Genomic DNA, 24,545 nt, shown 5'->3' on the forward strand with positions numbered 1-24,545 from the left:
ATGGACTTTGCTTCCGCTCCGCGATATCGCCGCCGACGCTCGTAAAAGAGGCCCTGCGTGGGGCCGGTGCGGGCAATCCATCAACCGCGAATCAGATCCTACTTATCATGGACTCACTCGTGAAATCGCTCGGTGCGCTCGTCACACCGGAGGTCGCCGGCAAGCTGGCGAAGTTCCTCGGCATTGATGCCGGGTTGGTCGACAAGGCAGTGAAGATCCTCAGTGCCCTGGCCGTCGGAAGCATGGCGCGCAAAGCCTCCACCCCCGAGGGGGCTGCGGCGGCCTTCCAAGGCCTGCCACAAAAGGAAGACCCGGGACTGCTGTCCTCGATGATGTCCGCCTTCAAGGGCGAGATCCCCGATCAAACGGCAGCCGACAAGATGCAGTCGATGTTCGGTGGCGGCGCGAATTCGATGATCTCGGCGCTGGGCAAGAAGCTCGGCTTCGACCTGGCACCCTTGGCCGGGCTGATCGCCCCCATGGTCAGCCAGCACTTGGGCAAAGCCGCCAAGGAGCAAGGCATGGATGCGGGCGGCTTCGCCAAGATGCTCCAGCAAGGCAGTGACGAGTTCCACAAGGACCCCGCCAATGCCGAGGTCGCCGGATTCGCCCGCGAGGCCATGGCGGTGGGCGACGGGGCGGAGGCGCTCCGCTCGCGCTTCACCCCGCATGAGCTCGAAGAAGTCCACATCGCGCCGATGGCTGCTTACTGCCTGGTGGCCAAGGCCTCGCCCTCCGGCATCAAGGGCTCGATGGACGAAATGAATGCCGCCCACAAGGTCAGCGTCGAGCTGCTCAAGGACGTGGCCCCGATCTCCCTGCTGGGGACCGTCTTCGGCGGCGGCCTGACTTCCGAGGAAGTAGCGGAGCTGAAACGGGAGGTCGAAGCCGAGGAGCGCCTGGTGGAAACCATCCGCGCCGGCACCGCGGTGGTGAAGTCGAAGGCCCCCGGGGAGGTGGAAACCTTCCGCCGCTTGGTTAATGACGTCGCCCGTAATGTGGCTGAAGCCAGCAAGGAAGGCGGCTTCCTTGGCTTCGGCGGGCGGAAGGTGAGCGATAAGGAAAAGGTGGCCATGGAGCGGGTCGCCGCAGCGCTGGCCTGAGCTTTGCCATGCAGCTTCACACGGGTGGATTTCCCCCGCCACCCGTGTGATTTGAAGAATTGTAGGTGGCGCGGCTCCCCAAGATCCCGCATTCCACCTTCTGGGAGTCGAAAGTGGTGATTTCAGGGATCGACCCTTCGCGCCGGATCTCCTGCCAATAATTCACGCTTTCGCCGTCTTCCGAATCGATCGGCCACGGGCCTCGAGCTCCTCAGGGGAGGGCGACTTCGAAAAGCTTCGCGACGGGATTAACCGAAATTCGGTTCATTATCAAAGTCTTGTGTAAATTCGAGAACACTGGAACTCTTTAAAAATTCAGCTTACTTAAGCAAAATCCGGAGTAAAATTTTTCTCGAAATAGGTCTTGCCAGCATGGTCGCGATGCCTAGATTCGCCGCCCCACATCGCCACCCGCTACCGGCATTCAACATACAGCCACGCGGGCGGCTTCATTCTCCAAACACTATCGGGTGCAGCTCCGGATAACAGGCTCCTGCGAGGGATTTATCGCTCGCTTCCTGCCCGGTACTGCCCTTGAGCGAAAACCGAACCACGCAGGAATCCAATGCCGACCATCAATCAGCTCGTCCGTAAAGGACGGCAGACTCCGACCGAGAAGTCGAAGTCTCCGGCGATGACCAATTGCCCGCAACGCCGCGGCGTCTGCCTTCAGGTCATGACCCGCACGCCGAAGAAGCCGAACTCGGCTCTCCGGAAAGTGGCGAAGGTCCGCCTTACCAACGGTTACGAAGTCATCGCCTACATCGGTGGTGAAGGCCACAACCTCCAGGAGCACTCCATCGTGCTCGTCCGCGGCGGTCGTGTGAAAGACCTTCCGGGTGTGCGCTACCACATCGTCCGTGGTTCGCTCGATACCCTCGGCGTCGACAAGCGTCGCCAGAGCCGTTCGAAGTACGGTGCCAAGCGTCCGAAGCCGGGCCAGGCCGCTGCTCCTGCCAAGGGTGGCAAGAAGAAGTAAGCCGCGCCGCTTAGCTTAGCCTCACTCTAATCCATTTCGACCAATGTCACGCCGCAAGCGCACTTTCCACAAGCCCGACCGCCGGGACTCCCGCTACGACAGCTCCCTCGTGGGTCACCTGATTTCCAAGGTGATGCAGGATGGCAAGCGGTCCCTCGCGGAACGCATCGTCTACGCCGCCATCGATAAGGCGAGCGAAGGCGTCGATACCGTTGACCCTCTTGAAGTCGTCACCCGCGCGATCGAGAACGCCAAGCCGCGCGTGGAAGTGAAGAGCCGCCGTGTCGGTGGTGCCACTTACCAGGTGCCGCTTGAAGTTAACCCGGATCGTTCCGAGTCCCTCGCCCTGCGCTGGATCGTCGGTTATGCCCGCGGTCGCAAAGGCACTCCGATGCACGTGGCTCTGGCCAACGAGCTGAAGGACGCCGCCAACAACCAAGGCTCGTCCGTCCGCAAGCGCGACGACGTGCACAAGATGGCCCAGGCCAACCGCGCCTTCGCCCACTTCCGCTGGTAAATCGTTCAAAGGGGACTTCATTCCCCATCCCGCCATGTCTTCCAATCCCAACAGTCCTGATCGACCGTATCCGCTTGAGCGGACGCGGAACATTGGGATTGCGGCGCACATCGACGCCGGGAAGACCACGCTCACGGAGCGCATCCTGTTCTACACGGGTGTGATCCACAAAATCGGCGAGGTGCACGATGGTGCCGCCACGACCGACTGGATGGAGCAAGAGCGGGAGCGCGGCATCACGATCACCTCCGCCGCTGTGACCACCAAGTGGTTCCAGCGCGAGGAGGAGGGCGTGACCAAGCTCTTCCCGAAAGAGGAGCAGCGCATCAACATCATCGATACCCCCGGCCACGTGGACTTCACGGCCGAGGTCGAGCGCTCACTGCGCGTGCTCGATGGAGCGATCGTCGTCTTCGACGCTGTCGCCGGGGTGCAGCCCCAGACCGAAACGGTCTGGCGCCAGGCGACGAAGTACAACGTGCCGCGGATCGTGTTCGTCAACAAGATGGACCGCATCGGCGCGAACTTCGCCAACGTGGTCCACGAGGTGAAAGACAAGCTCGGCGCGAATGCCGTGCGCGTGCTGATCCCGATCGGTGCCGAGGATTACCTCACAGGCCAGATCGACGTGGTGAACCAGAAGGAAGTCCACTTCAACGACGACGACAAGTTCGGCTCGACCTACGAGGTCCGCGAACTCAGCGCCGACCAGAAGCTAATCGCTGAAGAGGCATACACCGAACTGGTGAGTGCCGTGGCCGATGTGGATGAGCAGATCGGCGAGAAGTTCCTGATGGAAGAGCCGATCTCCAAGGAAGAGCTCAAGCAAGGCATCCGCCGCGCCACCATCGCGAACAAGCTAGTGCCCGTCGCCGGCGGTTCCGCCTTCAAGAACAAGGGTGTCCAATACCTGATCGACGCCGTCATCGACTACCTGCCGAGCCCGCTGGATATCCCGGCTGCCACCGGCATGGACCCGGACGACGAGGAGCACAAGATCGAGGTCCACACCAGCGACAACGAGAAGTTCTGCTCGCTCGCCTTCAAGCTCTGGGCGGACAAATTCGTCGGCAAGCTCGTCTTCTTCCGCGTCTACTCCGGCGTCATCAAGAAGGGCGACACGGTCTACAACCCGCGCACCCGCCGCTCCGAGCGAGTCGGCCGCTTGATCCAGATCCAGGCTGACGAGCATAAAGACATCGATGCCTGTTACGCCGGCGACATCGCCGCGATGGTAGGGATCAAAAACGTCACCACCGGTGACACCCTGGCCAAAGAAGGCTACGACGTCGTTCTCGAACCTCCCACTTTCCCGGATCCCGTCATTTCCCAGGCGGTTGAGCCAAAGACCAAAGCCGACCAAGAAAAGCTGGCCCTTGCCTTGGGCCGCCTGTCGGAAGAGGACCCCACTTTCCAGGTCAAGACCGACGAAGAAACCGGTCAGACGATCATTTCGGGCATGGGCGAACTCCACTTGGAGATCATCGTCGACCGCCTCCGCCGCGAGTTCAAAGTCGAGGCGAATACCGGTGCCCCGCAAATCGCTTACCGCGAAACCATCACCGGCGAGGCGTCGGGCGAAGGCAAGCTGGTCAAGCAATCCGGCGGTCGCGGCCAATACGGCCACGTCCGTCTCCAGGTCCGCCCGAACGAGAAGGGCAAGGGCCTGACCATCGAGAATAAGATTGTCGGTGGGGAAATCCCGAAGGACTTCCACAACGCCGTCTTCAAGGGCGTGCGCGAATCCATGACCAATGGCATCGTCGCCGGCTATCCGGTGATCGATGTGCACGTGGACGTGCTTGGTGGCTCCTTCCACGAAGTGGACTCGAACGAGAACGCCTTCACCATGGCGGCCATCTTCGCCATGAAGGACGCCTTCAAGAAGGCCAAGTCCATCCTCCTCGAGCCGATCATGGCCGTGGAAGTCTCCACTCCGGACGACTACCAGGGCGACGTGATGGGCGACCTGAACCGCCGCCGCGGCCAGATCCAGAACATGGAGAGCAAGGGCAAGCTCGCGGTCATCCGCGCGAATGTCCCGCTCAAGGAGATGTTCGGTTATTCCACCGACGTCCGCACCATTTCCTCCGGCCGCGCATCCTACTCGATGACTCCGTCGCACTTCGAGCAAGTGCCGAACAACATCCTCACGCAGATCGTCAGCGATCGCGGCCACTAAAGACTTACCCAACATCTCTAACCTAATCCACCGCCATGGAAAACCAGAAGATCCGCATCCGCCTGCGCGCTTTCGATCACCGCGCCATCGACCGCTCCGCTGCGGAGATTGTCGAGACCGCCAAGCGCACCGGTGCCAAGGTGGCCGGCCCGATCCCGCTTCCGACCCGCATTGAAAAGTTCTCCGTGAACCGCTCCGTGCACGTGAACAAGAAGTCCGCCGAACAGTTCGAGATCCGCACCCACAAGCGCGTGCTCGACATCGTCGATCCCACCGCCCGCACCGTCGATGAGCTCAAGAAGCTCAACCTGCCCGCCGGTGTCGACATCGCCATCCGCATCTGAGCCGCCTGAGGATCTCAGATTTCCAATCTCAAATTTAATTTCCTGCCCACCATGTCTCTCGGACTTCTCGGCAAAAAGCTCGGTATGACCCGCCTCTTCGATGAGAAGAGCCAGGCCATGATCCCCGTCACCGTCATCGAGGTGAGCGGTAACACCTGCCTGCAGGTCAAGACCGTCGAAAAGGACGGTTACTCCGCTGTCCAAGTCGGCTACGACGACAAGAAGGAATTCCGCGCGGACAAGCCTTCGCTCGGCCACTTCAAGAAGCACGGCTCCGGCGCCAAGTATCTGGTGAAGGAATTCCGCTTCCCGGCTGACCAGGCAGCTCCGGAGACCCACACCGGTCTGGACACCTTCGTGGTGGATCAGTGGGTGGACGTCATCGGCACCACCAAGGGCCGCGGCTTCCAGGGTGCTGTGAAGCGCCACGGCTTCGGTGGTCTCAAGATGACCCACGGATCGATGATGCACCGCCGGACTGGTGCTATCGGTTGCCGCTCTACTCCCGGCCGCGTCTGGAAGAACCAGAAGATGCCCGGACACATGGGTGATGTGCCGCGCACCACGCAGAATTTGAAGGTCGTGGCCGTGCGCCCCGAGGACGGTGTGATCCTGATCTCCGGTGCCGTTCCCGGCGCCAAGGGCAGCTACCTCACCATCCGCGCCGCCAAGAAGAAGATCGCCAACCCGATCTACACACCGCGCGTGGAAACCACCACCAAGAAGGGCAAGTAAGGTCAGCCTGAAAGCGCAAGCCCGCTCCTAATTTCAAAACGCATCCCTAGTCATGCCCGCGAAAACTTTCACCGCCGACGCCGCCCAGAGCGCGAACATCCAGCTCGTCGAAGCTGACCGCGGTTCCCAGGCCGTTCACGATCTCGTGACCGCCTACCGCGCCAACCGCCGCACCGGTTCCGCCTGCACCAAGACCCGTGGCGAAGTCCGCGGTAACAACAAGAAGATCTACAAGCAGAAGGGCACCGGTAACGCCCGTCACGGCGACAAGCGCGCCCCGATCTTCGTGGGTGGTGGCGTCGTCTTCGGTCCGCGTCCGCGCGATTACTCGAAGCACGTGCCGAAGAACGTTCGCAAGCTCGCCTTGCGCCGCGTCCTCGGTGACCTCGTCCGCGGGGAGTCGATCAAGACCCTGCCTTCCTTCTCCATCGCCGATGGCAAGACCAAGTCCTTCATTGCCGCCGTGACCGCCGAGGTCGAGGCCAAGAAGGTCCTGATCGTTGCCAAGAGCTTCGACGACCAGACCTACCTCGCTGCCCGCAACGTGCAGTGGGCCCAGCTCGTCACCGTCGAAAGCGTGAACGTCGAGGAACTGCTCCACGCCAATTCCGTGCTCGTGGTCGAAGACGCCCTCGAGACCCTCGCCAAGCGCACCGCCTGATCCCTTATCGCTGAACCGCGCCATGAAAGACATCTATCAAGTCATCAAGAACGTCCGCCTCAGCGAGAAGGCCACCATGCTCCAGGAGACCAATAATGAGGTCGTCCTCGAGGTGGATCGCAACGCCAACAAGCTCGATATCAAGCGTGCCGTCGAAACTCTCCTGAACAAGAAGGTCGCCGACGTCCGCACTGCCAACTACGCCGGCAAGGAGCGCCGCAAGCGCCGTGCCGACGCAGGTCGCACCAACCACTGGAAGAAGGCCATCGTCCGCCTCAAGGAGGGCGAATCCCTCGATCTCATCTGATTTTCCACCGGCTAACCCCGAACCAACCTCACCAGAGCCATGCCTCTCAAGGAGTTCACACCGAATACCCCGTCCGAACGCTACAAGGTGCTTCCGTCCTTCGACGAAATCACCAAGCACAAGCCGGAGAAGAGCCTTCTTACCCCGCTCAAGCGGAGCGGCGGCCGTAACAACACCGGCCGGATCACCACCCGTCACATCGGTGGCGGTCACAAGCGCCACTACCGCCTGATTGACTTCAAGCGCGGCAAGGCCGATGTGCCGGCGACCGTGGTCGGGATCGAATACGATCCGAACCGCACCTGCCGCATCGCGCTGATCCAATACAAGGACGGCGTGAAGAGCTACATCTTGGCCCCGGCTGGCCTGGAAGTCGGAGCCACCGTGGTTTCCGGCGAAAAGGTCGCCCCGAAGGTCGGTAACGCAATGCCGCTCAAGAGCGTTCCGCTCGGCACTGCGATCCACAACATCGAGCTGCTCCCGGGCAATGGCGGCAAGGTCGCCCGCTCGGCCGGTCAGCAGGCCGTGCTCTCCAACCGCGAAGGCGGCTGGGCGCTGGTCAAGATGCCTTCCGGTGAAATCCGCCGCTTCAACGAAGCCTGCTTCTGCACGATCGGCACCGTGGGCAACCGCGATCACATGAACGAAGTGTCCGGCAAGGCTGGCCGCACCCGCTGGCAGGGCGTCCGCCCGACCGTCCGCGGCATGTGCATGAACCCCGTCGACCACCCGAACGGTGGTGGTGAGGGTAAGTCGAAGTCCGGTGGTGGTCGCCAGCACCTGACCAGCCCTTGGGGTCACGCGAAGGGTCAGAAGACCCGCAAGCCGAAGAAGGTCACCAGCACCTTCATCGTCGAGAGCCGCCACTCCAAGAAGCGCTAAGCCCGCTAAGCCAACCTTTTAACTTACCGAACCTATGCCCCGCTCGCTCAAGAAGGGTCCTTACATCGACCAGAAGCTTCTGGCCAAGATCGACGTCGCCATCGCGGCGAACGACAAGAAGCCGATCAAGACCTGGAGCCGCGCCTCCATGGTGACTCCCGACTTCGTCGGCCTGAACTTCGCCGTGCACAATGGCAAGACCTTCGTCCCGGTGTACGTCACCGAAAACATGGTCGGCCACAAGCTCGGTGAATTCGCCCCGACCCGCCTGTTCCGCCAGCACGGTGGTATCGGCAAGAAGTAATTAATCGCCCGCTTCCCGCAAGCACCGCCGTTTCGCTCCCATGCGCATCCGCACTGTCATCGCCCTCGCCGCCACGGTCTCCGGACTGTGCGGGGGGACGTGGACCTGTGCCGCGCAGGGGAACACGGTGGCCGAGCTGGAATCCACGGTCGAAGCGCTGCGCCAGCGCAACCAGACTCTCGAAAAGAGCTTGGCCGAGGCGAACCAAGCCGAGAAAGACGCCCGCGAGCAGCTTGACCGCGTCAAGCTGCGGATGGAAGCGCTCGGCCGCAACCTGCTGGACGGAGGCGACGAGCGCCTGGTCCAGGCGGTTGCCGAGCAGCAGATCCTGACCAGCCGGGTTTCCGGCCTCGAAGGGGCCGCTTCCCGGCTCCGGGATGTGATCACCGACTACCTCCGCAAGGCGGTGGCCGCGGACCCCGACTCCCGCCTGCGTGTCGAAACAGCCATCAGGGAGCTTGACTCCCTGCTGGGAACGGTGCAGAAGCCCGCCCCCGCGGCGGCAGGTTCCGCAAGCAACGCCAAAGTCATGAACGTGGACGCCGATAGCGGACTCCTCGTTCTGAACGTCGGCGAAGCCCAAGGAGCCCGCATCGGCACCACATATCAACTCGTCCGCGGGGATCAGCCATTCGGCACCGCCATCGTGGCCGACGTCCGCCGCAACGTATGCGGTGCCTTTGTCGAGCAACTCGACCCGGGAGCCGAACCGGTCCGCCTCGGCGAAACAGCCATTCTCATGACCCAGCCCGGCCGCTAAGCCGACCGACCCTTTTTCAACCTTTCACCGATCCGATCCATGGAAGTCAAGAGCACCACCAAATACGTCCGCCTGTCCCCGAAGAAGGCGCGCGACGTCGCCCGCGAGATCCAGGGCCTTCCCGTGTCGAGCGCGCTCGACATTCTCACCTTCACCCCGAAGAAGGCGGCCTTCCACATCAACAAGACGCTCAAGGCTGCCATCGCGGATGCGGAGAACAACTTCTCCCTCAGCGCGGAATCCTTGGTCATCAAGGAAGCCACCATCGGGGCAGGTCCGGTGCTCAAGCGCTTCTCGCCCCGTGCCAAGGGCTCGGCGGGCGGCATCTTGAAGCGCACCAGCCACATTTACATCACCCTCGCCGAAGCCCCGGAAGGCGAAGCGAAGCCGAAGCGAATCAACGTCTCCAAGAAGGCTGCCGGCAAGCAGGCCTGATCCACACTCTCACCGCACTTTATCATGGGCCAGAAAGTCAACCCCATCGGTTTCCGCCTCGCCGTCTCCAAAGACTGGCGCTCCAAGTGGTTCGCCGCCGGCAAGGATTACGCCGAGAAGCTCCACGAAGATCTCCGGATCCGTGGCTACATGCGCCAGCGCCTGCAGTTCGCTGCCTTGGCCCGCGTCGTCATCGAGCGCGCTTGGAACAGCGTCCGCGTCACGCTCCACACCTCCCGCCCGGGCCTGATCATCGGCCGCAAGGGTTCGGAAATCGAGCGCATGACCAAGGAACTCTCCGACATCTGCAAGGGTGCCCAGGTCAAGATCGACATCGTCGAAATCCGTAAGCCGGAGCTCGATGCCCAGCTGATCTGCGAGCAAGTCGCCGTCCAGCTTGAGCGCCGTATCTCTTTCCGCCGCGCCATGAAGCGCGCCGTGCAGACCGCCATGGACTTCGGTGCCGACGGCATCCGGATCCGTTGCGCCGGCCGCCTCGGTGGTGCGGACATCGCCCGCTCCGAGTGGTATCGCGAGGGCAAGGTGCCGTTGCAGACCCTGCGCGTCCCGCTTGACTACGGCTTCGCCGAAGCTCGCACCGTTTACGGCATCATCGGCATCAAGTGCTGGGTCAACAAGAAGGAAGACGACGGCTCCTCCCCGCGCCCTGAGCGTGGCGGTGACCGCCGCGACCGTCGCGACAACCGCGGCCCTGGTGGCCCGCGCCCGCCACGTGGTAACCAATAAGATCACTTTTCATTTTAACCATTTTCCCAAGGAGGACTGAGCCATGCCCTTGATGCCCAAACGCACGAAGTTCCGGAAGTCGCACCGCGGCAGCCGGGCCGGTAACGCGCAGCGCGGAACCACCGTCGCCTTCGGTGACTTCGGACTCCAGGCGCTCGACCGCGGCTGGATGACCAACCGCCAGATCGAAGCCTGCCGTATCGCGATCAACCGCTTCCTCAAGCGTAAAGGAAAGGTCTGGATCCGGATCTTCCCGCACAAGTCGATCACCGCCCGTCCGCCGGAAACCCGTATGGGTAAGGGCAAGGGCGCCGTTGAAGCCTGGGTGGCCGTGATTCGTCCCGGCAACATGCTGTTCGAAGTCGCCGGCGTGCCGGAATCCCAAGCCAAGGAGGCCATGCGCCTCGCTTCTTACAAGCTTGGTCTCCCGACCCGCTTCGTCGCCCGTAACCCGCACGCCTAAACATCGCTGTTTAGTCGTTAGTGCCTAAAAATTAGTAATTTCCACTGTCATGGCCAGCAAGACCAAGGCTCCCGCCAAAACCAAGTCCTCCAAGGCGAAGGACACCAAAGAGCTCTCCGTGAAGGAGCTCGAGACCAAGCTCCGCGACCTCAAGGAAGAAGGCTTCAACCTCCGTCTTCAGAAGGCCACCGGCACGCTTGAGAATCCCGCCCGCATCCGCACGGTACGCCGTGAGGCTGCCCGCGTCCAAACCGCGCTCAGCGAGCACCGCAACAAGGCGGCGAAGGCTTGAGTCGTCCCGCACCAGCAGCAACCACCAGCGAATCCATTTCCATGAGCGAGCAGCCCAACCAGGAAACCGCCGCACACGTCCGCAAGACCCGCGTCGGCGTCGTGACCTCCAACAAGATGAGCAAGACCCTCGTGGTCGAGCACGTCGCCCGGGTGCCCCACCCGAAGTTCAACAAGATCGTCAAGCGCTCCAAGAAGTACTACGTGCACGACGAGAAGGGTGAAGCCCAGATCGGTGACAAGGTCCGCATCGTCGAGACCCGCCCGCTCTCCAAGCTCAAGCGCTGGTCGCTCGAAAAGGTGCTCTCGCACTGATCCTTACCGCCTGGCCCCCGGGACGCGCCCTCAGCCGCTCGTCCTTACCGCCGCCCGATCCTACTATCCCACACGCCTTTTCCCGCCATGATCCAGATGGAATCTCTCGTTCAGGTCGCCGACAATACCGGTGCCCGCTCCGCCAAGATGATCGGTGTCCTCGGCAAGCGCTCCCGCACCGCCCAGATCGGTGACATCATCACCGCTCACATCCGCGACTCGATCCCGACCGCTTCCGTCAAGAAGGGTTCCGTGGTCAAGGCCGTGGTTGTCCGCACCGCTTTCCCGATCCGCCGCGCTGATGGGTCGGTCCTCCGCTTCGATGGCAACGCCATCGTCATCATCGACAAGGACAACAACCCGAAGGGCACCCGCATCTTCGGACCTGTCGCCCGCGAACTCCGCGAAAAGCAATTCATGAAGATCGTCTCCCTCGCTCCCGAGGTGCTCTGATCGATCTTCCCAACGCCCCTTCAAAAAATGAAGAAGACTCACGTTAAGAAAGGCGATCAGGTCAAGGTCATCGCCGGTAAGGCCAAGGGCAAGACCGGCACTGTCTTGTCCGTGGATGCCGCCAAGGGCAAGGTCGTCGTCGAAGGCGCCCGCGTCATGGTCAAGTCGACCCGCAAGTCCGAGAAGAACCCCGATGGGGGTCTGATCGAGTCCGACGGTCCCGTCCACATCTCGAATGTCAAGAAACTGGGCTGAGGCTTCGGCCCCCGCCCGCGCTTAAGCGCATCAACCAAAGCGCTGACCCGCTAAAACAAAATGAGCACCCCAGTACTCCAGAAGCACTACAAGGAGAAGGTCGTGCCGGCTCTCACGCAGAAGCTCGGCTACGGCAATCCACACCAGGTCCCGCGTCTCGAAAAGATCGTCGTGACCTCCTGCATGGGCAAGGCCCCGGACCGCAAGGTCGCCGTGGACGATGCCGTTGCTGAAATCGGCAAGATCACCGGCCAGAAGCCGTCGATCACCTTCTCGAAGAAGGCCGTGGCAAACTTCAAGCTCCGCGAAGGTGAGCCGCTCGGCGCCCGCGTGACGCTCCGCGGCCCGCGCATGTGGGAATTCCTGCATCGCTTCATCAATGTGACCGCGCCGAACATCCGCGACTTCCGCGGGATTTCGCCGAAGAACTTCGACGGCAAGGGCAACTACGCCGTGGGTTTCCCGGACCAGTCCATCTTCCCCGAGATCGAGCTCGACCAGATCAAGCGTACCATCGGTTTCGACCTCATCTTCGTCACCTCGGCCAAGACCGATGACGAAGGCCGTGCCCTGCTCACCGAGCTGGGATTGCCCTTCCGCGACATCAAGAAGGCCGAAGAAGCCGCTCCCGCCGCAGCCGCAACCACGGAAGCCTGAAACCGCTGACACCCCTAAAGAACCACCATCATGGCCGTTCTCACTGATCCAATTTCCGACTTCCTTACCCGCTTCAAGAACTGCGCCCGCGCGGGCAACGAGCAGTTCCTGGCTCCTTATTCCCGTATCAAGGCGGACATCGCCAAGATCCTCCAGGAAGAAGGCTACATCTGGGGCTACGAAGTCGTGACTCCTGAAGGCGGGCACCCGCAGCTCAAGGTCAAGGCCCGCTACGTCGATGGCCGCCCTGTGCTCACCGACCTGAAGCGCATCTCCAAGCCGGGCCGCCGCGTTTACGCCGGCGCCAACGACATGCCCCGCGTGCTCAACGGCCTCGGCATCGCCATCGTCTCGACCTCCAAGGGCGTGATGACCGGTGCCACCGCCAAGCGCAGCTCGCTCGGTGGCGAAATCATCGGCCACGTCTGGTAAGCAACCCCAACCCGAGAAAGGAACAATACACCATGTCACGAGTTGGTCTCAAACCGATTTCCCTGCCCTCCAAGGTCAGCGTGAAGGTCGATGGCGGCAAGGTCGTCGTCGAAGGCCCGAAGGGTAAGCTCGATCTCGCGCTTCCCACCGGCATCAGCATCCAGGCGGAAGAAAGCAAAGTCGTCGTTGGCCGCGCCAGCGAGGCCCGCACCCAGCGTGCGCTGCACGGCACCGTCCGCAGCCTGGTCAATAACATGATCACCGGAGTCTCCCAAGGCTTCGTCAAGGACCTCGAAATCCAGGGCGTCGGTCTCCGTGCCGCCGTCAAGGGTGCGGATCTCGACCTGTCCTTGGGCAAGTCCCACCCGATCCTTCACCCGATCCCGGCCGGCATCACCGTCACCGTGAACGAAAACACCAAGATCAAGGTGGAAGGTATCGACAAGCAGCTCGTCGGCCAGTTCGCTGCCGACGTCCGCGGCTACTACCCGCCGGAGCCTTACAAGGGCAAGGGCGTCCGTTATGTCGGCGAGCACGTTCGCCGCAAAGAAGGCAAGAGCGTCGGCAAGTAATCCGCAACCCTTTCCCGAACATGAGCAAGATCAATCGCAAGGAAGGACGCCGCCGCATTCACGCGCGCATCCGCAAGAAGGTCGCCGGAACGTCCGAGCGTCCGCGCCTGGCCGTGCACTACTCCAATCAGCACGTTTACGCCCAGATCATCGACGACGCCGCCGGCCGTACCGTCGCTTCCGCCTCGACCCTCGACAAGAGCATCGAGAAGGCCGCTTCGAACATCGAATCCGCCGCCAAGGTGGGAGCGCTCGTTGCCGAGCGTGCCAAGGCAGCCAATGTCAGCGCCGTCGTCTTCGACCGCGGCGGTCACCTCTACCACGGCAAGATCAAGGCGCTGGCCGACGCCGCCCGCGAAGCCGGTCTCCAATTCTAATCGCTCTCCAGCGCAATCGACATGGTATCCCCAGATTCGAATACTCCCGCTCCGCAGCAGCCGCAGGGCCCGCAGCAGAACCAAGGTGGCGGCGGCTATAACCAAGGCGGCGGCGGTGGCTACGGCCAGCGCGGCGGCTACGGTGGCCAAAACCGCGGCCCCGGTGGTGGCTTCGGTGGCCAGAACCGCGGTCCCCGCGGTCCGCGCCGCGATGACCGCCAGCAGCAGGATCCCGACGGTCCTCAGCTCACCGAGAAGGTGGTCTTCATCAATCGCTGCGCCAAGGTCGTCAAGGGCGGCCGTCGCTTCAGCTTCTCCGCGCTTGTTGTGGCCGGTGAAAAGGAAGCCAACAAGGTCGGCCTCGGCTTCGGCAAGGCCAACGAAGTGGCTGACGCCATCAAGAAGGGCGGCGAGTCCGCCAAGAAGTCGCTCAAGAAGATGAACATCGTGGATGGAACCATTCCCCACGAAATCTACGCTGAGTTCGGCGGGGGCAAGGTGCTCCTCAAGCCGGCATCGCCGGGAACGGGCATTATCGCCGGTGGTGGCGTCCGTGCCGTCTGTGAAGCTGTGGGCATCCGCGACATCCTCGCGAAGTCCATGGGTTCCTCCAATCACTCCAACGTGGTCAAGGCCACTCTCAAGGCTCTTTCCCTGCTTCGCACCCGCGACCAGATCCTCGGATCCCGCGGCAAGAAGAAGGAAAAGGCGATCTGAGGCCCGCTTACTGAACATCGAACGTCCAACATCGAACGTCGAATATGAAACTTCACACACTCGCGCCGAACAAGGGTGCCAAGCACCGGGTCAAGCGCCTCGGCTGCGGCGAAAGCTCCGGCCACGGCAAGACCTCCTGTAAGGGCAACAAGGGCCAGAAGGCTCGCTCCGGCAGCGGCACCCGCGTCGGTTTCGAAGGTGGCCAGATGCCCCTTCACCGTCGCTTGCCCAAGCGCGGCTTCAACAACATCAACTTCAAGACCAAGGTTGAAGTGGTGAACCTCGCCCAGATCGACAAGGCCTTCAATGATGGCGACACCGTCACCGAAGAGTCCCTGCGCAAGGCGGGCCTCATCAACCGCGATTGCGAAGTGATCAAGGTGCTCGGCCAGGGCGAAATCAGCAAGAAGCTGACCTTCGCCGTGGGCACCTTCAGCGCCTCCGCCAAGGAAAAGGTCGAAAAGGCCGGCGGCAGCGTCCAAGCCTGATGTCTTGTTCCAACGCCAAATGACGGTTCTCCGGTGAGGAAGCGCTTGCACGCTTCCTCTCCGTGTTTACAAACCCGTCGCTTTTTGCACTCCGTTTTCTCATGATCTCCGCTTTCGCGAACACTTGGAAGGTGCCGGAACTCCGTGACAGGATTCTGTTCACCCTCGCCATGATCATTATCGTGCGTCTCGGCGTGCACATCACCCTGCCGGGTGTTGATGCCGGGGTTATCGAGAAGTGGATGGACCACGCCTCCAAGCAGGATGGCGGAAATGCCTTCGGTGCGATGCTTACCATCTTCGCGGGTGGTGGCCTCCAGCACGCGGGTATCTTCGCCCTCGGGATCATGCCGTATATCTCGGCATCGATCATGGTGCAGCTCATGACGGCGGTGGTGCCGAAGCTTGCGCGTCTTGCCCGTGAGGACAACGGCCGCCAGAAGATCACCCAGTACACCCGCTACATCACCATCGCGATCGCGGTGGTGCAGGGATACTTCGCCGCCCGCGCGCTCGCTAATCCTGAGATGCTCTTCTACATGAAGGGGATCGACGATGAAAAGACCTTCGGGACTCTGGTCCCGAGTCCGGACATGATCTGGTATGCGACTACGGTCATCACCGTGGTGGCTGGCACCCTGCTCCTGATGTGGATCGGTGACCAGATGACGGAACGCGGCATCGGTAACGGCACCTCCATCATCATCAGCGTGAACATCATCTCGGCCCTGCCGGGTGCGCTGGTGCAGACTTGGAAGTTCTTCGTGACCGGCGACAATGCGGACACCTTCAAATCGATCATGCTGGTGATCATGATCGCCATGCTGATTCTGGTGATCGCTGGCACTATCGCCATTACCCAGGCCCAGCGCCGGATTGCGGTGCAGTATGCGAAACGTGTCGTCGGCCGGAAGCAATTCGGCGGCCAGACCCAGTATCTGCCGCTCAAGGTCAACTACGCGGGCGTGATGCCGATCATCTTCGCCACGGCGATCCTGTCGCTGCCGACCATGATGATCACCTGGTTCGCCAAGGGCGCTCCGTGGGCGGTCAAGCTGCAGACCCAGCTCAACCCCGGCGGCACCTGGTATTACGTCCTCGGTGCGATCTTCATCTTCTTCTTCTCCTACTTCTGGGTGGCCACCATGTTCCAGCCGTCCCAGATCTCGGAAGACCTGAAGCGCAACGGCGGCTACATCCCGGGCGTCCGTCCTGGCAAGCCGACCGCTGACTTCCTCGACTTCACGATGACCCGCCTGACCTTTGCGGGTGCCATCTTCCTGACCCTGATCTTCATCCTGCCGGCCACCGTGAGCCACTTGGTCAAATTGCCACCGGGCTCGATGATCATTCAGTTCTTCGGCGGCACCAGCTTGCTGATCCTTGTGGGTGTGGTCCTCGATGTAATGCGCCAGGTGGAGACCCACCTGCTCCAGCGCCACTACGATGGCTTCCTGCGCAAGGGTAAGATCAAGGGTCGCTACGACCGCCTCGCCCAGACCGGGAATGCCGCCTCCAGCACCGCACTGGTGTATCTCTGGGCGGTGATCGGCCTGATCGTGGTGGTGGCTGCGGCGGCTTGGGTCGCCAAGTAACCGCCTCCGGATCGCCCGGCCTTCGCTATTATGTCGCCGCGTCTTGTGCTTCTCGGACCGCCCGCATCGGGCAAGGGAACACAGGGGCGGCGATTGGCGGAAGAGCTGGGCCTTTCCTACATCGGCACTGGTGCCCTCCTGCGTTCTGCAGTTGAAGAGGGCACCGAGCTCGGCAAGCAGGCCGAGCCAATCCTCGCCCGCGGCGAATACCTGCCGGATTCGCTGATGTGGCCGATCATGGCCGATTGGCTGGAGCACCAGCAGGGCGGCTGGGTCCTCGACGGTTTCCCGCGCAGCGTCGCCCAAGCGGACTTCCTGGATGCTTGGCTGGCTGCCCGCGAGCTGCGGCTCGACGCCGCGATTGCCTTGGAAGTGCCTCCGGATGAGCTGCTGATCCGTGTCAGCAATCGCCTCGAATGTCCGGAGTGCCGCTGGTCCGGGCGCCCCGAGGATTTGAACGGCGCTGGCCGTTGCCCGGATTGTGGCGGCGTGGCCGTGCCGCGCGCTGACGATACCCCATCCAATTTCCGCTCGCGTCTGGCTGAGTATCAGGAGAACACCTTGCCGGTGGTTCTCCGTTACGAGCAGGCCGGGCTCCTCCACCGCTTCGACGCCACCCCGGACCCCGGGGTTGTCGCCAAGCGCTTGCTGGATTTAGTCAAATCCCTGATTTCCCATGGCCAGGCGGCATAAGATCAAGATCAAGACTCCCCACGAGATCACGCGCATGCGTGCGGCGGGGGAGACGGCCAGCAAGATCCTGATGGATCTGGTCAAGGCGGTTGAGCCCGGCAAGACCACGCTGGAGATCGACCAGCTCGCAAAGGAGCTGATGAAGGAGAGCGACTGCAAAAGCGCCTTCCTCGGCTATCGCGGCTTCAAGGGCCAGATCTGCATTTCCGTAAACGAGGAAATCGTCCACGGCATCGGCGGTCCGCGCAAGATTCAGCCCGGAGACGTGGTGAAGCTGGACGTCGGCATCGTTAAGGCCGGCTGGATTGGTGACAACGCGATCACTGTCGCGGTGGGTGCCATCCCGGATGAAACCCGGCGGCTTTTGATCGCCACGGAAGAATCGCTTTTTGCCGCGATCGACCACGCCCGCTCCGGCGAGCGCTTGGCGGATCTTTGCGGCGCGGTGGAGGAGTATGTGAAGCCGCTCGGCTTTACCGTGGTGCGTGAATTCGTCGGCCACGGCGTCGGCCGCGATCTCCACGAGGAGCCGCAGGTGCCGAACTACCGTCCCCAGGGCAAGAGCCCGATCCTGCAGCCCGGAATGATCCTCGCGATCGAACCGATGGTGAATGCCGGCACCGCCTCGATCCGGATCTTGGACGACGGCTGGACCGTCGTCACTACCGATGGCAAGCCCTCCTCGCACTTCGAGCACACCGTGCTGGTGACCGATGGCGAGCCCGAGCTGCTGACTTGGCGGCCGCGGGGTGTGCCGGGCTTGTGAGGCGTCGGAGGCTGCTATGGGTCCAGCTTTGCTGAGAGACATCCGCTAAATCGGACCCATTCATTGATCTGGATGTCAGAGTAGTATTCCAAGCTGACTTCGATCTCTCCAAATTTCGCGATCTCTACTGCAATCTCATCTTGGGAAAGCACCTTAGAAACCCGACCCACTGCTTCGACCGATATGCCTTTGTGCTGGCAGATGTCAGCTAACTGATCAGGCGGATGCTCTAGTCTCTCAAGCGAGACCACCGAATCTACCGCAAGTTCTACAGTCGATTCGCATCCGACGCGAAATCGGGAATCCTGCGGAGAGAAACCCGCTGAGAATCGCCACCGTTTCCCTTCGACTGCGATTTCAACGAGAAGGTAGCAGCTGTCGACCTCAACCTCGGTCACGATGCCTTCGAGTATCATGGGGCTTGGATTGGGGGGTGTCGGGCTGTGAGCCGCGAACTTGGACTGCGAAGGCTTGCCAACGCCTTTCTCCGCGATGGCTTGCCGAGCGGGTGACGATTTCTCGTTACCTTGGCTTATCTCGCTGTCGGCAAGCCTCCAGCGGAAGGCTGCGGCAAGCCGCAAGCAGTCCAGGTTTTGAGCCTTACTCCTTCGTCACCGGCTTCATCGAGACTGCCTTGCGGTAGCGCTCGACGGCCTCGCCGATGGCGCTGACCACGGCGGTGCGGTAGGCCTCAGTGTGGATCAGACGGGCTTCGTAGGGATGCGTCATGAAGCCGCACTCGACGAGAATCGAGGGATGCTGGACGCCGGTGAGCACGCTGAAACGGGCGCGCTTGATACCACGGTCGAAAGTGTTGGTGCCGAGGCGGCGGGACATGCAGCCATGCACGGCAGTGGCCAGCGCCACATTGGCGGAGTCGTGGCTGTTGCCGGCGCGCTCCTGATAGTCGCTTTGATTCAGGCCGCGGCCGTAGTGGGCCACGCCGATCGGGGAGAGCGTAAAGGTCTCGATCCCGCGGGCAGCGCTGCCGCCGGAATTGTGGTGGATCGAGATGAAGATCGCGTTGTCCTTCACATTGTTCGCCACGTCCACGCGCTCCTGCAGGGTGAGGTAGCGGTTGCTGTCGCGAGTCATGACCACCTTGTAGCCGCGGCTTTCGAGCAGCTTCTGCACCCGCTCGGCGACTTGCAGGTTGTAGGTGGCCTCGGTGCTCAGGGCATTGGTGGCTCCCGGGTCCTTGCCGCCGTGGCCAGCATCCAGGATCACCGTGCGGAAGTTCCCGGCATTGTCGATGTAGCTCGGGCGCAGCACCGGATCGATGAGCTTCGAGAGATCGATGCGCGATACCCATGCCTTGCCGCCGATCTCTTCCACCTTGTAGCTGAAGACGAATTTCACGCCGTTCATCAGGCACTCCTGGGCACCCACGTGCAGGCGCATCTTCACCTTCTTGTTCTCCAGGATCACGTCGTTGCCGGACCTGGCGACGGTGTCGAAGCCGTAGAAGCTCTTCATGCCATCCACGGCCACATAGTCGCGGCCCTCGATGGTCTTGGTATCCCACTGTGCTGCCGCCGGGGCGATCACCCCGAACCAGATCAGAACGGCAACGATGAGCTGCAATTTGGCGACGCGAAGCAACATGGGCGGGTGGGTCCCGGGTAAGATTGGTCGATCAATCCCGGGTGGATTGGGCATATTCCCTACCGGGTTCACGCCTGAATGACAAATCCGATTTCCGCGAAATGGGGTCCAGTTAGATGGCTGGCGCCCGTGCATTTGGCCCGATTGAGGCTCCGGGATGGCGGTTCGGGTCAAGACGGCCATGGCAAGCTGGGGGCTAACCCACGTGAATGCGATCCTTCCCATGCCGCCGGTGGCAGCTTCGCCGGTCTTCCGCCGTCATCTGGAGCTAGTGCGCGAGCGCTACTTCTCCCGCAATCCCGATCTTTGGCCGGTCTTCCGCGATCCCTCGCTGGCGCGGGTGATCGAGCTACGCGGCCAGCATGTGACCCCGGCCGAGCGCTTGTGCAGTTACCCGGGCGGCACCGACTTGCTCGGAGCTCTGCGGGCTGAACGGCAGATGCCGGAGGAGGGGATCGTGCCGGGTTCACCACACGAGCGGCTGGTCTTCGCCGCCGCTCTCTCCAAGGCCTGGGAAGATCCAGCGAGCGTGGAGAACGTGATCACCGCGTCCTGCGACCCTGCCATCCACGGCGCGATGCTCGGCATCCTGGCGAATCCGAATCTGGTGTACCGCGAGTACTGCGAGATGGCGGATGAGCTTGAGAAAACCGTGATCCGCCAGATCGCGAATCTCGTCGGCTACGATCCGGAGGATGCCACCGGCATCTTCACCCAGGGAGGCACCTTTTGTAACCTCTACGGCTACCTCTTCGGGATCCGCAAGACCATGCCAGAGTCCCTGCAGCTCGGGCTCGAATACGGCCAGGACTACCGGATGATCAATTCACAGGGCGGCCACTATTCGAATACCACGAATCTCTCCCTGCTCGGCGTCAATCTGGCCAAGAAGACGATCCGCATTCAGCTCACGGAAGCGAACGACATCGACCTCGTCGATCTGGAAAGCCAGCTCACCGCCTGCTTCCGCCTCGGCTGTGTGGTACCGACGATCATGTTGACCATGGGCACCACGGACACCTTCGGCGTGGACCGGGTGAAGCCGGTGCATGATCTCTCGCTGCGGCTGTGCGAGCGCTTCGGGGTTACGACTCCGCCGCACATCCATGTGGATGCCGCGGTCGGCTGGCCGCTGATCTTCTTCCTCGATTACGACTTCGCCGCGAACCCGCTTGAGATTGATGAGATCACCCTGGAAGGCCTGCTCCGCACCGTGGAGCGCTTTCGCGAACTGCGCTATGCGGACTCCTTCACCGTGGATTTCCAGAAGTGGGGCTACGTGCCCTATACCTCCAGTCTGGTGATGGTGAAGCACCGTGACTCGATGAAGGCGCTGGAGCACGATCCCGAGAACTTCTCCTATTTCGAAAAGGACATCCAGGGGCAGACCCACCTGCAGAGCACGATCGAGTGTTCGCGCGGCGCGGCGGGCCTCTTCGGCGCTTACTCGGCCATGCAGTATCTCGGCAAGAGCGGCTACCGGATCCTGATCGCGAATACCCTGCAGAACGCGAACTACATGCGCCAGCGCCTGGCGATATCGCCGGGTGCCTTCGTGATCGCGCCGGAGAACCACGGGCCCTCGGTGGCCTTCCGCCTCTACGATCCTGCGCGGGTAAGCGATCCGGCAGCGGAGTTCGAACGCGACAAGGCGCTCTCCGCCGATCCCGCCTACCGCCGCCGCGTGCAACAGAACAATGCCTACCACCGCGAGGTCTTCCTGCGCCGCGGCAAGCGCGGCCTCTACACCAACTGGGTCGAGTTCGCCATGCACACCGACTACGACGCCACCGACCGCTGGGAACCTCTGCCAGGTGAGAAGGCCGTCTTTATGAATCCCTACACCGACCGCGAGCACATCGATGCCTTCCTGGCGCGGCTGCACGGATAGTGTGAATCCGAGTACCGAGGAAAGATGAAAGTACTACGCAAGCCGTACCTTTTTTTGCCTTCAATGCAGAAGGGCGCGAGTCGTTCAGTTGTCAGTTGCCGCCCGGGGAAGAAATTCCAACACGTTGGATTGGCGCTCGTCGGCTCCGCATTCAAAGAATCCGCGCTCTACAGCAAAAATCTGCTCGGCCACATCCGAGGGGAGGCGCAACGCCTCTAGTGTCTCCAAGCGGTTGACGCCCTTTTCCTTTTCCAGCTTCTCCAAACATTTAGCGAAAAGTTTAGGCGACTCGACCTTGATGGAATCATCGAGAGGTTCAACTCGCCGCCAGTTCTTCCTGCTTATGGCAATATTGAGATAGCTATATTGCGATTCAGTGATGGCATTTAGCTCCAAAGCGCGGCGCATCATGGCCTGAATGGACACAATCCATTTAGCCTTGAGTTCCTCAAAGCATTTCATCGTCGGTGCCCAAAGATCCCGCAAAAAGCTTTCCGCCGGCAGTAGAAGTGCCGAGGCGAAATAGTGGGCTTGATCTTCCAAAATTGCGAACCCGTCTTTCTTCAGCGCCTGCCCGCCAACCCCCGAATGAAGTAAAATATGTCCAAGTTCGTGTGCAGCATCAAACCTTGTCCTTGCCGCTGAGTGCTCAAAGGAGTTGAGCAAGACGTAAGGGGTTCCCTCTCTAATGGTGGAAACGGCGTCGAGCTTTTCAGCCATAAGATTGACCGCGTTAACCACGATTCCCGATCGCTCCATGCTGCGCACGAGGTTTTTCAAAGGCTGCTGCCCCGCACCCCAGTGCTGCCGAATCTGCATGGCGATATCCTCGATTTTCTGATACGATATCGAGGTGTAGTCGCCGCTCTTTATTTGAAAATCGCCTAGGTCGAACTTTGGAAGGTCAAATATGCTATTGAAATGTGTCCACAGTTCGTACTGCCAGTCGAGCGCCACCTCACCCCGCAAGCGAGCTAGCCTTTTGGCGCTTGCCAAGGATCTCCAGAGTTTTTCGCCTTCATTCGCGTGCGGGACAACTGGAGGAGTGGTAAAAAATGAAGGGGGGAACCCCAGGCTTTGATAGAGTCTAACAAAATTCTCCGCGACTGGTTTGTTGTCGCCATTCAGATATTTTGTGATGGTCGACGGCGCGACATTGAGGCGCTCAGCCAGCAGCCCATTGCTGACCATGCGAAACTCCATTGCTTGGGCAAGCCTGTCGCCGCTGAAGTTGTCCAGACCCTGATTCATTAGGCAATGTGACGTCGCTTGGCTTCTTCGTGCTTGAACTTGAAGTCCCACAATTCTTCGGGGCTCAGCTCCGCGAGCCGCGCCTGAATCCGAGCAATATCTTTAAGAAGAAATGTGGCAAGCCGCTTGCGCCCTTTGGCGAAAACGAGTTCCACCTCCCCGATCTCGGCCGGCGCTTCAGGATCTTCGCGATGAAGCACTAAGAGGTTGAATGGCTTTTCGAATTCCTGCTGTGGCATGTATTCGCGCAGGGGGATCAGTTCCCGTTGTTCGAGTTCCTCATTCAACCCGGTGTTCTGGTCCAAATACTTACTGTCGTCGGGAAGAATCCGCACGCCCGTGAGGTGGTGGTGGGTGAGGACGTACTTGTCCACGGCGACCTCGACGTGATTGTTAGAGCCGTTCTCCTGCCCCATGCACACGTCTCGTGCCTTCACTTGCTCGGGCCAGATCTCCTCCAGCTTCCTCATCGCATTGTTCATGTAGGAACGCCGCCGGTGGCCGCGGTCGGATTTGCGGTCCGCGGTGCCGATCTCTGGGTCAAACCTCGTGTTCCGGTCCGCATTAAAGTAGGCTCCGGTAGCCAATCGCCCGAACTCTGCCCAAAACCCTTCCGGGAAGCGGAGAGCGATGTCGTTGGCCAATATTGGCGCATTAGTGTCCTCCATCATTTCGGAAGGCATCCTACGCGGCGAAATTCGTTTGGCGATAAAAATATTGCGTGAGTTTCCTTCGTGATAAAATAACCCGTGGAATTTTTCTTTTTGAGCTCTTCGGGGTAACGACACCATAGCTTGCAACACGCGTGGGCATGCTTCGGCTTTCCCTTTTCCTCGCAGGCCTGCGCTCCTAGCTTCGGGGCGTGACGATCGAAACCGTTGGCAGCTACCGGGCGAAGTGGGGCGAAGGCCCCTTGTGGTGGAGTGATGCCCTCCTCTATGTGGACATCGAGAACCACCGGGTGATCCGCTTCAACCCCGCCACCGGCGAGGAGAAGATTTGGGAAGTCGGCGAGCGGGTCGGCACGGTAGTGCCGCGTGAGGCCGGCGGCTTCGTGATCGCCGGAGACAATGGCTTCATCTTCCTCGATGAGGACGGCAAGCTGCACCGGATCGCCGATCCGGAGCCGGATAAGAAGCCGGACAATCGCTTCAACGACGGCAAGTGCTCACCGGACGGCCGCTTCTTCGCCGGCACGATTAGCCTGGTGAAGAAGACCGGCGATGCGCGGCTCTACCGCCTGGACCCGGACCTCACGGTCCACGAGGTCTTCGGCCCGGTGACAAACTCGAACGGCATCATCTGGAGCGCGGATGGCCGCACGGTTTACTACATCGACACACCGCGGAAGGAGGTCCTCGCCTTCGACTATGAGGCGGGACATTTGACCAACCTGCGCAGCGTGGTTTCCACGGCCCACTACGAGTGGTCGCCGGATGGCATGACCATCGACGCCGAGGGCAAGCTCTGGATCGCCTTCTGTCACGGGGCCTGCGTGGCGCGCTTCTGCCCGGAGAGCGGGGAGGAGCTGCAGAAGATCGACCTGCCCTGCTTGGAGACCACGGCCTGTGCCTTCGGCGGCCCGGATCTGGCGGATCTCTACGTCACCACGGGGATCCACAAGAGCGAGGTCGAGGAAGACGCCGGGCGGCTTTTTGTGATTCGGGGCCTCGGGGTTTCCGGCATTCCTGCGCATGCCTTTGCAGGGTAGCCGCTTTGGGTGAATCGGTGATTCCCTTGAAATGTCCGCTCATTCAGAGTGGTAAAA

At 61.4% G+C, this 24,545-nt stretch carries 33 protein-coding genes; 29 read left to right on the forward strand and 4 right to left on the reverse strand.

All coding sequences use genetic code 11. The features are described from left to right. The first annotated feature begins 107 nt into the window (after positions 1-107). From BV071_RS33430 to map, 27 genes are all read left to right on the forward strand, one after another. Complete coding sequence (locus BV071_RS33430) at positions 108-1,103, forward strand: DUF937 domain-containing protein (protein ID WP_052573708.1); 996 nt, start codon at positions 108-110, stop codon at positions 1,101-1,103. Between the two features lie 565 nt (positions 1,104-1,668). Next, the gene (gene rpsL, locus BV071_RS21590) at positions 1,669-2,082 is read left to right on the forward strand and encodes a 30S ribosomal protein S12 (protein WP_035611694.1); all 414 of its coding nucleotides are present in this window, start codon (positions 1,669-1,671) and stop codon (positions 2,080-2,082) included. Between the two features lie 43 nt (positions 2,083-2,125). Continuing rightward, entirely contained in the window at positions 2,126-2,599 is a 474-nt protein-coding gene (rpsG, locus tag BV071_RS21595; protein WP_035611696.1) for a 30S ribosomal protein S7, read from the forward strand. 34 nt (positions 2,600-2,633) lie between these two features. Further along, positions 2,634-4,781: an elongation factor G gene (gene fusA / locus BV071_RS21600; protein ID WP_035611698.1), complete on the forward strand. Its 2,148-nt coding sequence runs from the start codon at positions 2,634-2,636 to the stop codon at positions 4,779-4,781. 35 nt (positions 4,782-4,816) lie between these two features. Beyond that, positions 4,817-5,125, forward strand: coding sequence for a 30S ribosomal protein S10 (gene rpsJ / locus BV071_RS21605; protein ID WP_035611700.1), 309 nt, complete (start codon positions 4,817-4,819; stop codon positions 5,123-5,125). 51 nt (positions 5,126-5,176) lie between these two features. Beyond that, complete coding sequence (gene rplC / locus BV071_RS21610) at positions 5,177-5,860, forward strand: 50S ribosomal protein L3 (RefSeq protein ID WP_035611702.1); 684 nt, start codon at positions 5,177-5,179, stop codon at positions 5,858-5,860. Positions 5,861-5,912: 52 nt separating this feature from the next. Further along, the gene (gene rplD / locus BV071_RS21615) at positions 5,913-6,521 is read left to right on the forward strand and encodes a 50S ribosomal protein L4 (protein ID WP_035611704.1); all 609 of its coding nucleotides are present in this window, start codon (positions 5,913-5,915) and stop codon (positions 6,519-6,521) included. Positions 6,522-6,543: 22 nt separating this feature from the next. After that, positions 6,544-6,828 carry a 50S ribosomal protein L23 gene (gene rplW, locus BV071_RS21620; RefSeq protein ID WP_035611706.1) on the forward strand — a complete coding sequence of 95 codons (285 nt, stop codon included), beginning with the start codon at positions 6,544-6,546 and terminating at the stop codon, positions 6,826-6,828. Positions 6,829-6,867: 39 nt separating this feature from the next. Next, a complete protein-coding gene (gene rplB, locus BV071_RS21625; protein ID WP_052573709.1) occupies positions 6,868-7,710 on the forward strand; it encodes a 50S ribosomal protein L2 in 843 nt (280 codons plus the stop codon). 34 nt (positions 7,711-7,744) lie between these two features. Beyond that, complete coding sequence (rpsS, locus tag BV071_RS21630; RefSeq protein ID WP_035611707.1) at positions 7,745-8,014, forward strand: 30S ribosomal protein S19; 270 nt, start codon at positions 7,745-7,747, stop codon at positions 8,012-8,014. 40 nt (positions 8,015-8,054) lie between these two features. Then, a complete protein-coding gene (locus BV071_RS21635; protein ID WP_035611709.1) occupies positions 8,055-8,774 on the forward strand; it encodes a hypothetical protein in 720 nt (239 codons plus the stop codon). A 39-nt stretch (positions 8,775-8,813) separates the two neighbouring features. Beyond that, positions 8,814-9,209, forward strand: a complete 396-nt coding sequence (rplV, locus tag BV071_RS21640) for a 50S ribosomal protein L22 (protein ID WP_035611711.1) — start codon at positions 8,814-8,816, stop codon at positions 9,207-9,209. A gap of 24 nt (positions 9,210-9,233) precedes the next feature. Then, positions 9,234-9,956 (forward strand): 30S ribosomal protein S3, encoded by a 723-nt coding sequence (rpsC, locus tag BV071_RS21645; protein ID WP_035611713.1) that lies wholly within the window; start codon positions 9,234-9,236, stop codon positions 9,954-9,956. Between the two features lie 43 nt (positions 9,957-9,999). Then, complete coding sequence (rplP, locus tag BV071_RS21650) at positions 10,000-10,419, forward strand: 50S ribosomal protein L16 (protein ID WP_035611715.1); 420 nt, start codon at positions 10,000-10,002, stop codon at positions 10,417-10,419. 49 nt (positions 10,420-10,468) lie between these two features. Further along, the gene (rpmC, locus tag BV071_RS21655; RefSeq protein WP_052573710.1) at positions 10,469-10,711 is read left to right on the forward strand and encodes a 50S ribosomal protein L29; all 243 of its coding nucleotides are present in this window, start codon (positions 10,469-10,471) and stop codon (positions 10,709-10,711) included. Positions 10,712-10,752: 41 nt separating this feature from the next. Next, a complete protein-coding gene (gene rpsQ, locus BV071_RS21660; RefSeq protein WP_035611717.1) occupies positions 10,753-11,025 on the forward strand; it encodes a 30S ribosomal protein S17 in 273 nt (90 codons plus the stop codon). Positions 11,026-11,112: 87 nt separating this feature from the next. Further along, positions 11,113-11,478 carry a 50S ribosomal protein L14 gene (gene rplN, locus BV071_RS21665; RefSeq protein ID WP_035611719.1) on the forward strand — a complete coding sequence of 122 codons (366 nt, stop codon included), beginning with the start codon at positions 11,113-11,115 and terminating at the stop codon, positions 11,476-11,478. A 27-nt stretch (positions 11,479-11,505) separates the two neighbouring features. Next, positions 11,506-11,733, forward strand: a complete 228-nt coding sequence (gene rplX / locus BV071_RS21670) for a 50S ribosomal protein L24 (protein WP_035611721.1) — start codon at positions 11,506-11,508, stop codon at positions 11,731-11,733. Between the two features lie 60 nt (positions 11,734-11,793). Next, positions 11,794-12,390 (forward strand): 50S ribosomal protein L5, encoded by a 597-nt coding sequence (gene rplE, locus BV071_RS21675; protein ID WP_035611723.1) that lies wholly within the window; start codon positions 11,794-11,796, stop codon positions 12,388-12,390. Between the two features lie 30 nt (positions 12,391-12,420). Continuing rightward, positions 12,421-12,822 carry a 30S ribosomal protein S8 gene (gene rpsH, locus BV071_RS21680; RefSeq protein ID WP_035611724.1) on the forward strand — a complete coding sequence of 134 codons (402 nt, stop codon included), beginning with the start codon at positions 12,421-12,423 and terminating at the stop codon, positions 12,820-12,822. Between the two features lie 32 nt (positions 12,823-12,854). After that, positions 12,855-13,394: a 50S ribosomal protein L6 gene (rplF, locus tag BV071_RS21685; RefSeq protein ID WP_035611726.1), complete on the forward strand. Its 540-nt coding sequence runs from the start codon at positions 12,855-12,857 to the stop codon at positions 13,392-13,394. A 20-nt stretch (positions 13,395-13,414) separates the two neighbouring features. Beyond that, on the forward strand, positions 13,415-13,771 hold the full coding sequence (gene rplR, locus BV071_RS21690) for a 50S ribosomal protein L18 (RefSeq protein WP_035611728.1): 357 nt from the start codon (positions 13,415-13,417) through the stop codon (positions 13,769-13,771). Between the two features lie 21 nt (positions 13,772-13,792). Then, complete coding sequence (rpsE, locus tag BV071_RS21695) at positions 13,793-14,488, forward strand: 30S ribosomal protein S5 (protein WP_035611730.1); 696 nt, start codon at positions 13,793-13,795, stop codon at positions 14,486-14,488. A 44-nt stretch (positions 14,489-14,532) separates the two neighbouring features. Then, positions 14,533-14,976 (forward strand): 50S ribosomal protein L15, encoded by a 444-nt coding sequence (rplO, locus tag BV071_RS21700; protein ID WP_035611732.1) that lies wholly within the window; start codon positions 14,533-14,535, stop codon positions 14,974-14,976. Positions 14,977-15,077: 101 nt separating this feature from the next. Beyond that, positions 15,078-16,571 (forward strand): preprotein translocase subunit SecY, encoded by a 1,494-nt coding sequence (gene secY, locus BV071_RS21705; RefSeq protein WP_035611733.1) that lies wholly within the window; start codon positions 15,078-15,080, stop codon positions 16,569-16,571. Positions 16,572-16,601: 30 nt separating this feature from the next. Beyond that, complete coding sequence (locus BV071_RS21710; RefSeq protein WP_075090974.1) at positions 16,602-17,264, forward strand: nucleoside monophosphate kinase; 663 nt, start codon at positions 16,602-16,604, stop codon at positions 17,262-17,264. After that, the gene (map, locus tag BV071_RS21715; RefSeq protein ID WP_035611735.1) at positions 17,248-18,030 is read left to right on the forward strand and encodes a type I methionyl aminopeptidase; all 783 of its coding nucleotides are present in this window, start codon (positions 17,248-17,250) and stop codon (positions 18,028-18,030) included. The genes BV071_RS21710 and map overlap by 17 nt, the downstream gene beginning before the upstream one ends. A gap of 14 nt (positions 18,031-18,044) precedes the next feature. Here the strand turns inward: map and BV071_RS21720 are convergent, their stop codons facing one another. Beyond that, a complete protein-coding gene (locus tag BV071_RS21720; protein WP_265594726.1) occupies positions 18,045-18,611 on the reverse strand; it encodes a hypothetical protein in 567 nt (188 codons plus the stop codon). Between the two features lie 19 nt (positions 18,612-18,630). Next, positions 18,631-19,635: an N-acetylmuramoyl-L-alanine amidase gene (locus tag BV071_RS33435; RefSeq protein WP_052573712.1), complete on the reverse strand. Its 1,005-nt coding sequence runs from the start codon at positions 19,633-19,635 to the stop codon at positions 18,631-18,633. Positions 19,636-19,858: 223 nt separating this feature from the next. Between BV071_RS33435 and BV071_RS21730 the strand changes: the two genes are divergently transcribed. Next, positions 19,859-21,526 carry an aspartate aminotransferase family protein gene (locus BV071_RS21730; protein ID WP_035611908.1) on the forward strand — a complete coding sequence of 556 codons (1,668 nt, stop codon included), beginning with the start codon at positions 19,859-19,861 and terminating at the stop codon, positions 21,524-21,526. 84 nt (positions 21,527-21,610) lie between these two features. Here the strand turns inward: BV071_RS21730 and BV071_RS21735 are convergent, their stop codons facing one another. Further along, a complete protein-coding gene (locus tag BV071_RS21735) occupies positions 21,611-22,777 on the reverse strand; it encodes an XRE family transcriptional regulator (RefSeq protein WP_035611739.1) in 1,167 nt (388 codons plus the stop codon). Next, positions 22,777-23,580, reverse strand: coding sequence for a hypothetical protein (locus tag BV071_RS21740; RefSeq protein WP_265594728.1), 804 nt, complete (start codon positions 23,578-23,580; stop codon positions 22,777-22,779). Before BV071_RS21740 ends, BV071_RS21735 begins: the two co-directional genes overlap by 1 nt. 59 nt (positions 23,581-23,639) lie before the next feature. On the opposite strand from BV071_RS21740, the gene BV071_RS21745 reads away from it, so the two are divergent. Next, the gene (locus tag BV071_RS21745; protein WP_035611743.1) at positions 23,640-24,488 is read left to right on the forward strand and encodes an SMP-30/gluconolactonase/LRE family protein; all 849 of its coding nucleotides are present in this window, start codon (positions 23,640-23,642) and stop codon (positions 24,486-24,488) included. Positions 24,489-24,545 lie beyond the last annotated feature (57 nt).

This window comes from Haloferula sp. BvORR071, assembly GCF_000739615.1.
Lineage (GTDB): Bacteria > Verrucomicrobiota > Verrucomicrobiia > Verrucomicrobiales > Akkermansiaceae > Haloferula.

What these genes read in the sequence shown, in the direction of transcription:
- BV071_RS33430 (WP_052573708.1), top strand. Translation starts at nt 108, where the DNA reads ATGGACTCACTCGTGAAATCGCTCGGTGCGCTCGTCACACCGGAGGTC.
- rpsL (WP_035611694.1), top strand. Translation starts at nt 1,669, where the DNA reads ATGCCGACCATCAATCAGCTCGTCCGTAAAGGACGGCAGACTCCGACC.
- rpsG (WP_035611696.1), top strand. Translation starts at nt 2,126, where the DNA reads ATGTCACGCCGCAAGCGCACTTTCCACAAGCCCGACCGCCGGGACTCC.
- fusA (WP_035611698.1), top strand. Translation starts at nt 2,634, where the DNA reads ATGTCTTCCAATCCCAACAGTCCTGATCGACCGTATCCGCTTGAGCGG.
- rpsJ (WP_035611700.1), top strand. Translation starts at nt 4,817, where the DNA reads ATGGAAAACCAGAAGATCCGCATCCGCCTGCGCGCTTTCGATCACCGC.
- rplC (WP_035611702.1), top strand. Translation starts at nt 5,177, where the DNA reads ATGTCTCTCGGACTTCTCGGCAAAAAGCTCGGTATGACCCGCCTCTTC.
- rplD (WP_035611704.1), top strand. Translation starts at nt 5,913, where the DNA reads ATGCCCGCGAAAACTTTCACCGCCGACGCCGCCCAGAGCGCGAACATC.
- rplW (WP_035611706.1), top strand. Translation starts at nt 6,544, where the DNA reads ATGAAAGACATCTATCAAGTCATCAAGAACGTCCGCCTCAGCGAGAAG.
- rplB (WP_052573709.1), top strand. Translation starts at nt 6,868, where the DNA reads ATGCCTCTCAAGGAGTTCACACCGAATACCCCGTCCGAACGCTACAAG.
- rpsS (WP_035611707.1), top strand. Translation starts at nt 7,745, where the DNA reads ATGCCCCGCTCGCTCAAGAAGGGTCCTTACATCGACCAGAAGCTTCTG.
- BV071_RS21635 (WP_035611709.1), top strand. Translation starts at nt 8,055, where the DNA reads ATGCGCATCCGCACTGTCATCGCCCTCGCCGCCACGGTCTCCGGACTG.
- rplV (WP_035611711.1), top strand. Translation starts at nt 8,814, where the DNA reads ATGGAAGTCAAGAGCACCACCAAATACGTCCGCCTGTCCCCGAAGAAG.
- rpsC (WP_035611713.1), top strand. Translation starts at nt 9,234, where the DNA reads ATGGGCCAGAAAGTCAACCCCATCGGTTTCCGCCTCGCCGTCTCCAAA.
- rplP (WP_035611715.1), top strand. Translation starts at nt 10,000, where the DNA reads ATGCCCTTGATGCCCAAACGCACGAAGTTCCGGAAGTCGCACCGCGGC.
- rpmC (WP_052573710.1), top strand. Translation starts at nt 10,469, where the DNA reads ATGGCCAGCAAGACCAAGGCTCCCGCCAAAACCAAGTCCTCCAAGGCG.
- rpsQ (WP_035611717.1), top strand. Translation starts at nt 10,753, where the DNA reads ATGAGCGAGCAGCCCAACCAGGAAACCGCCGCACACGTCCGCAAGACC.
- rplN (WP_035611719.1), top strand. Translation starts at nt 11,113, where the DNA reads ATGATCCAGATGGAATCTCTCGTTCAGGTCGCCGACAATACCGGTGCC.
- rplX (WP_035611721.1), top strand. Translation starts at nt 11,506, where the DNA reads ATGAAGAAGACTCACGTTAAGAAAGGCGATCAGGTCAAGGTCATCGCC.
- rplE (WP_035611723.1), top strand. Translation starts at nt 11,794, where the DNA reads ATGAGCACCCCAGTACTCCAGAAGCACTACAAGGAGAAGGTCGTGCCG.
- rpsH (WP_035611724.1), top strand. Translation starts at nt 12,421, where the DNA reads ATGGCCGTTCTCACTGATCCAATTTCCGACTTCCTTACCCGCTTCAAG.
- rplF (WP_035611726.1), top strand. Translation starts at nt 12,855, where the DNA reads ATGTCACGAGTTGGTCTCAAACCGATTTCCCTGCCCTCCAAGGTCAGC.
- rplR (WP_035611728.1), top strand. Translation starts at nt 13,415, where the DNA reads ATGAGCAAGATCAATCGCAAGGAAGGACGCCGCCGCATTCACGCGCGC.
- rpsE (WP_035611730.1), top strand. Translation starts at nt 13,793, where the DNA reads ATGGTATCCCCAGATTCGAATACTCCCGCTCCGCAGCAGCCGCAGGGC.
- rplO (WP_035611732.1), top strand. Translation starts at nt 14,533, where the DNA reads ATGAAACTTCACACACTCGCGCCGAACAAGGGTGCCAAGCACCGGGTC.
- secY (WP_035611733.1), top strand. Translation starts at nt 15,078, where the DNA reads ATGATCTCCGCTTTCGCGAACACTTGGAAGGTGCCGGAACTCCGTGAC.
- BV071_RS21710 (WP_075090974.1), top strand. Translation starts at nt 16,602, where the DNA reads ATGTCGCCGCGTCTTGTGCTTCTCGGACCGCCCGCATCGGGCAAGGGA.
- map (WP_035611735.1), top strand. Translation starts at nt 17,248, where the DNA reads ATGGCCAGGCGGCATAAGATCAAGATCAAGACTCCCCACGAGATCACG.
- BV071_RS33435 (WP_052573712.1), bottom strand. Translation starts at nt 19,635, where the DNA reads ATGTTGCTTCGCGTCGCCAAATTGCAGCTCATCGTTGCCGTTCTGATC.
- BV071_RS21730 (WP_035611908.1), top strand. Translation starts at nt 19,859, where the DNA reads ATGCCGCCGGTGGCAGCTTCGCCGGTCTTCCGCCGTCATCTGGAGCTA.
- BV071_RS21735 (WP_035611739.1), bottom strand. Translation starts at nt 22,777, where the DNA reads ATGAATCAGGGTCTGGACAACTTCAGCGGCGACAGGCTTGCCCAAGCA.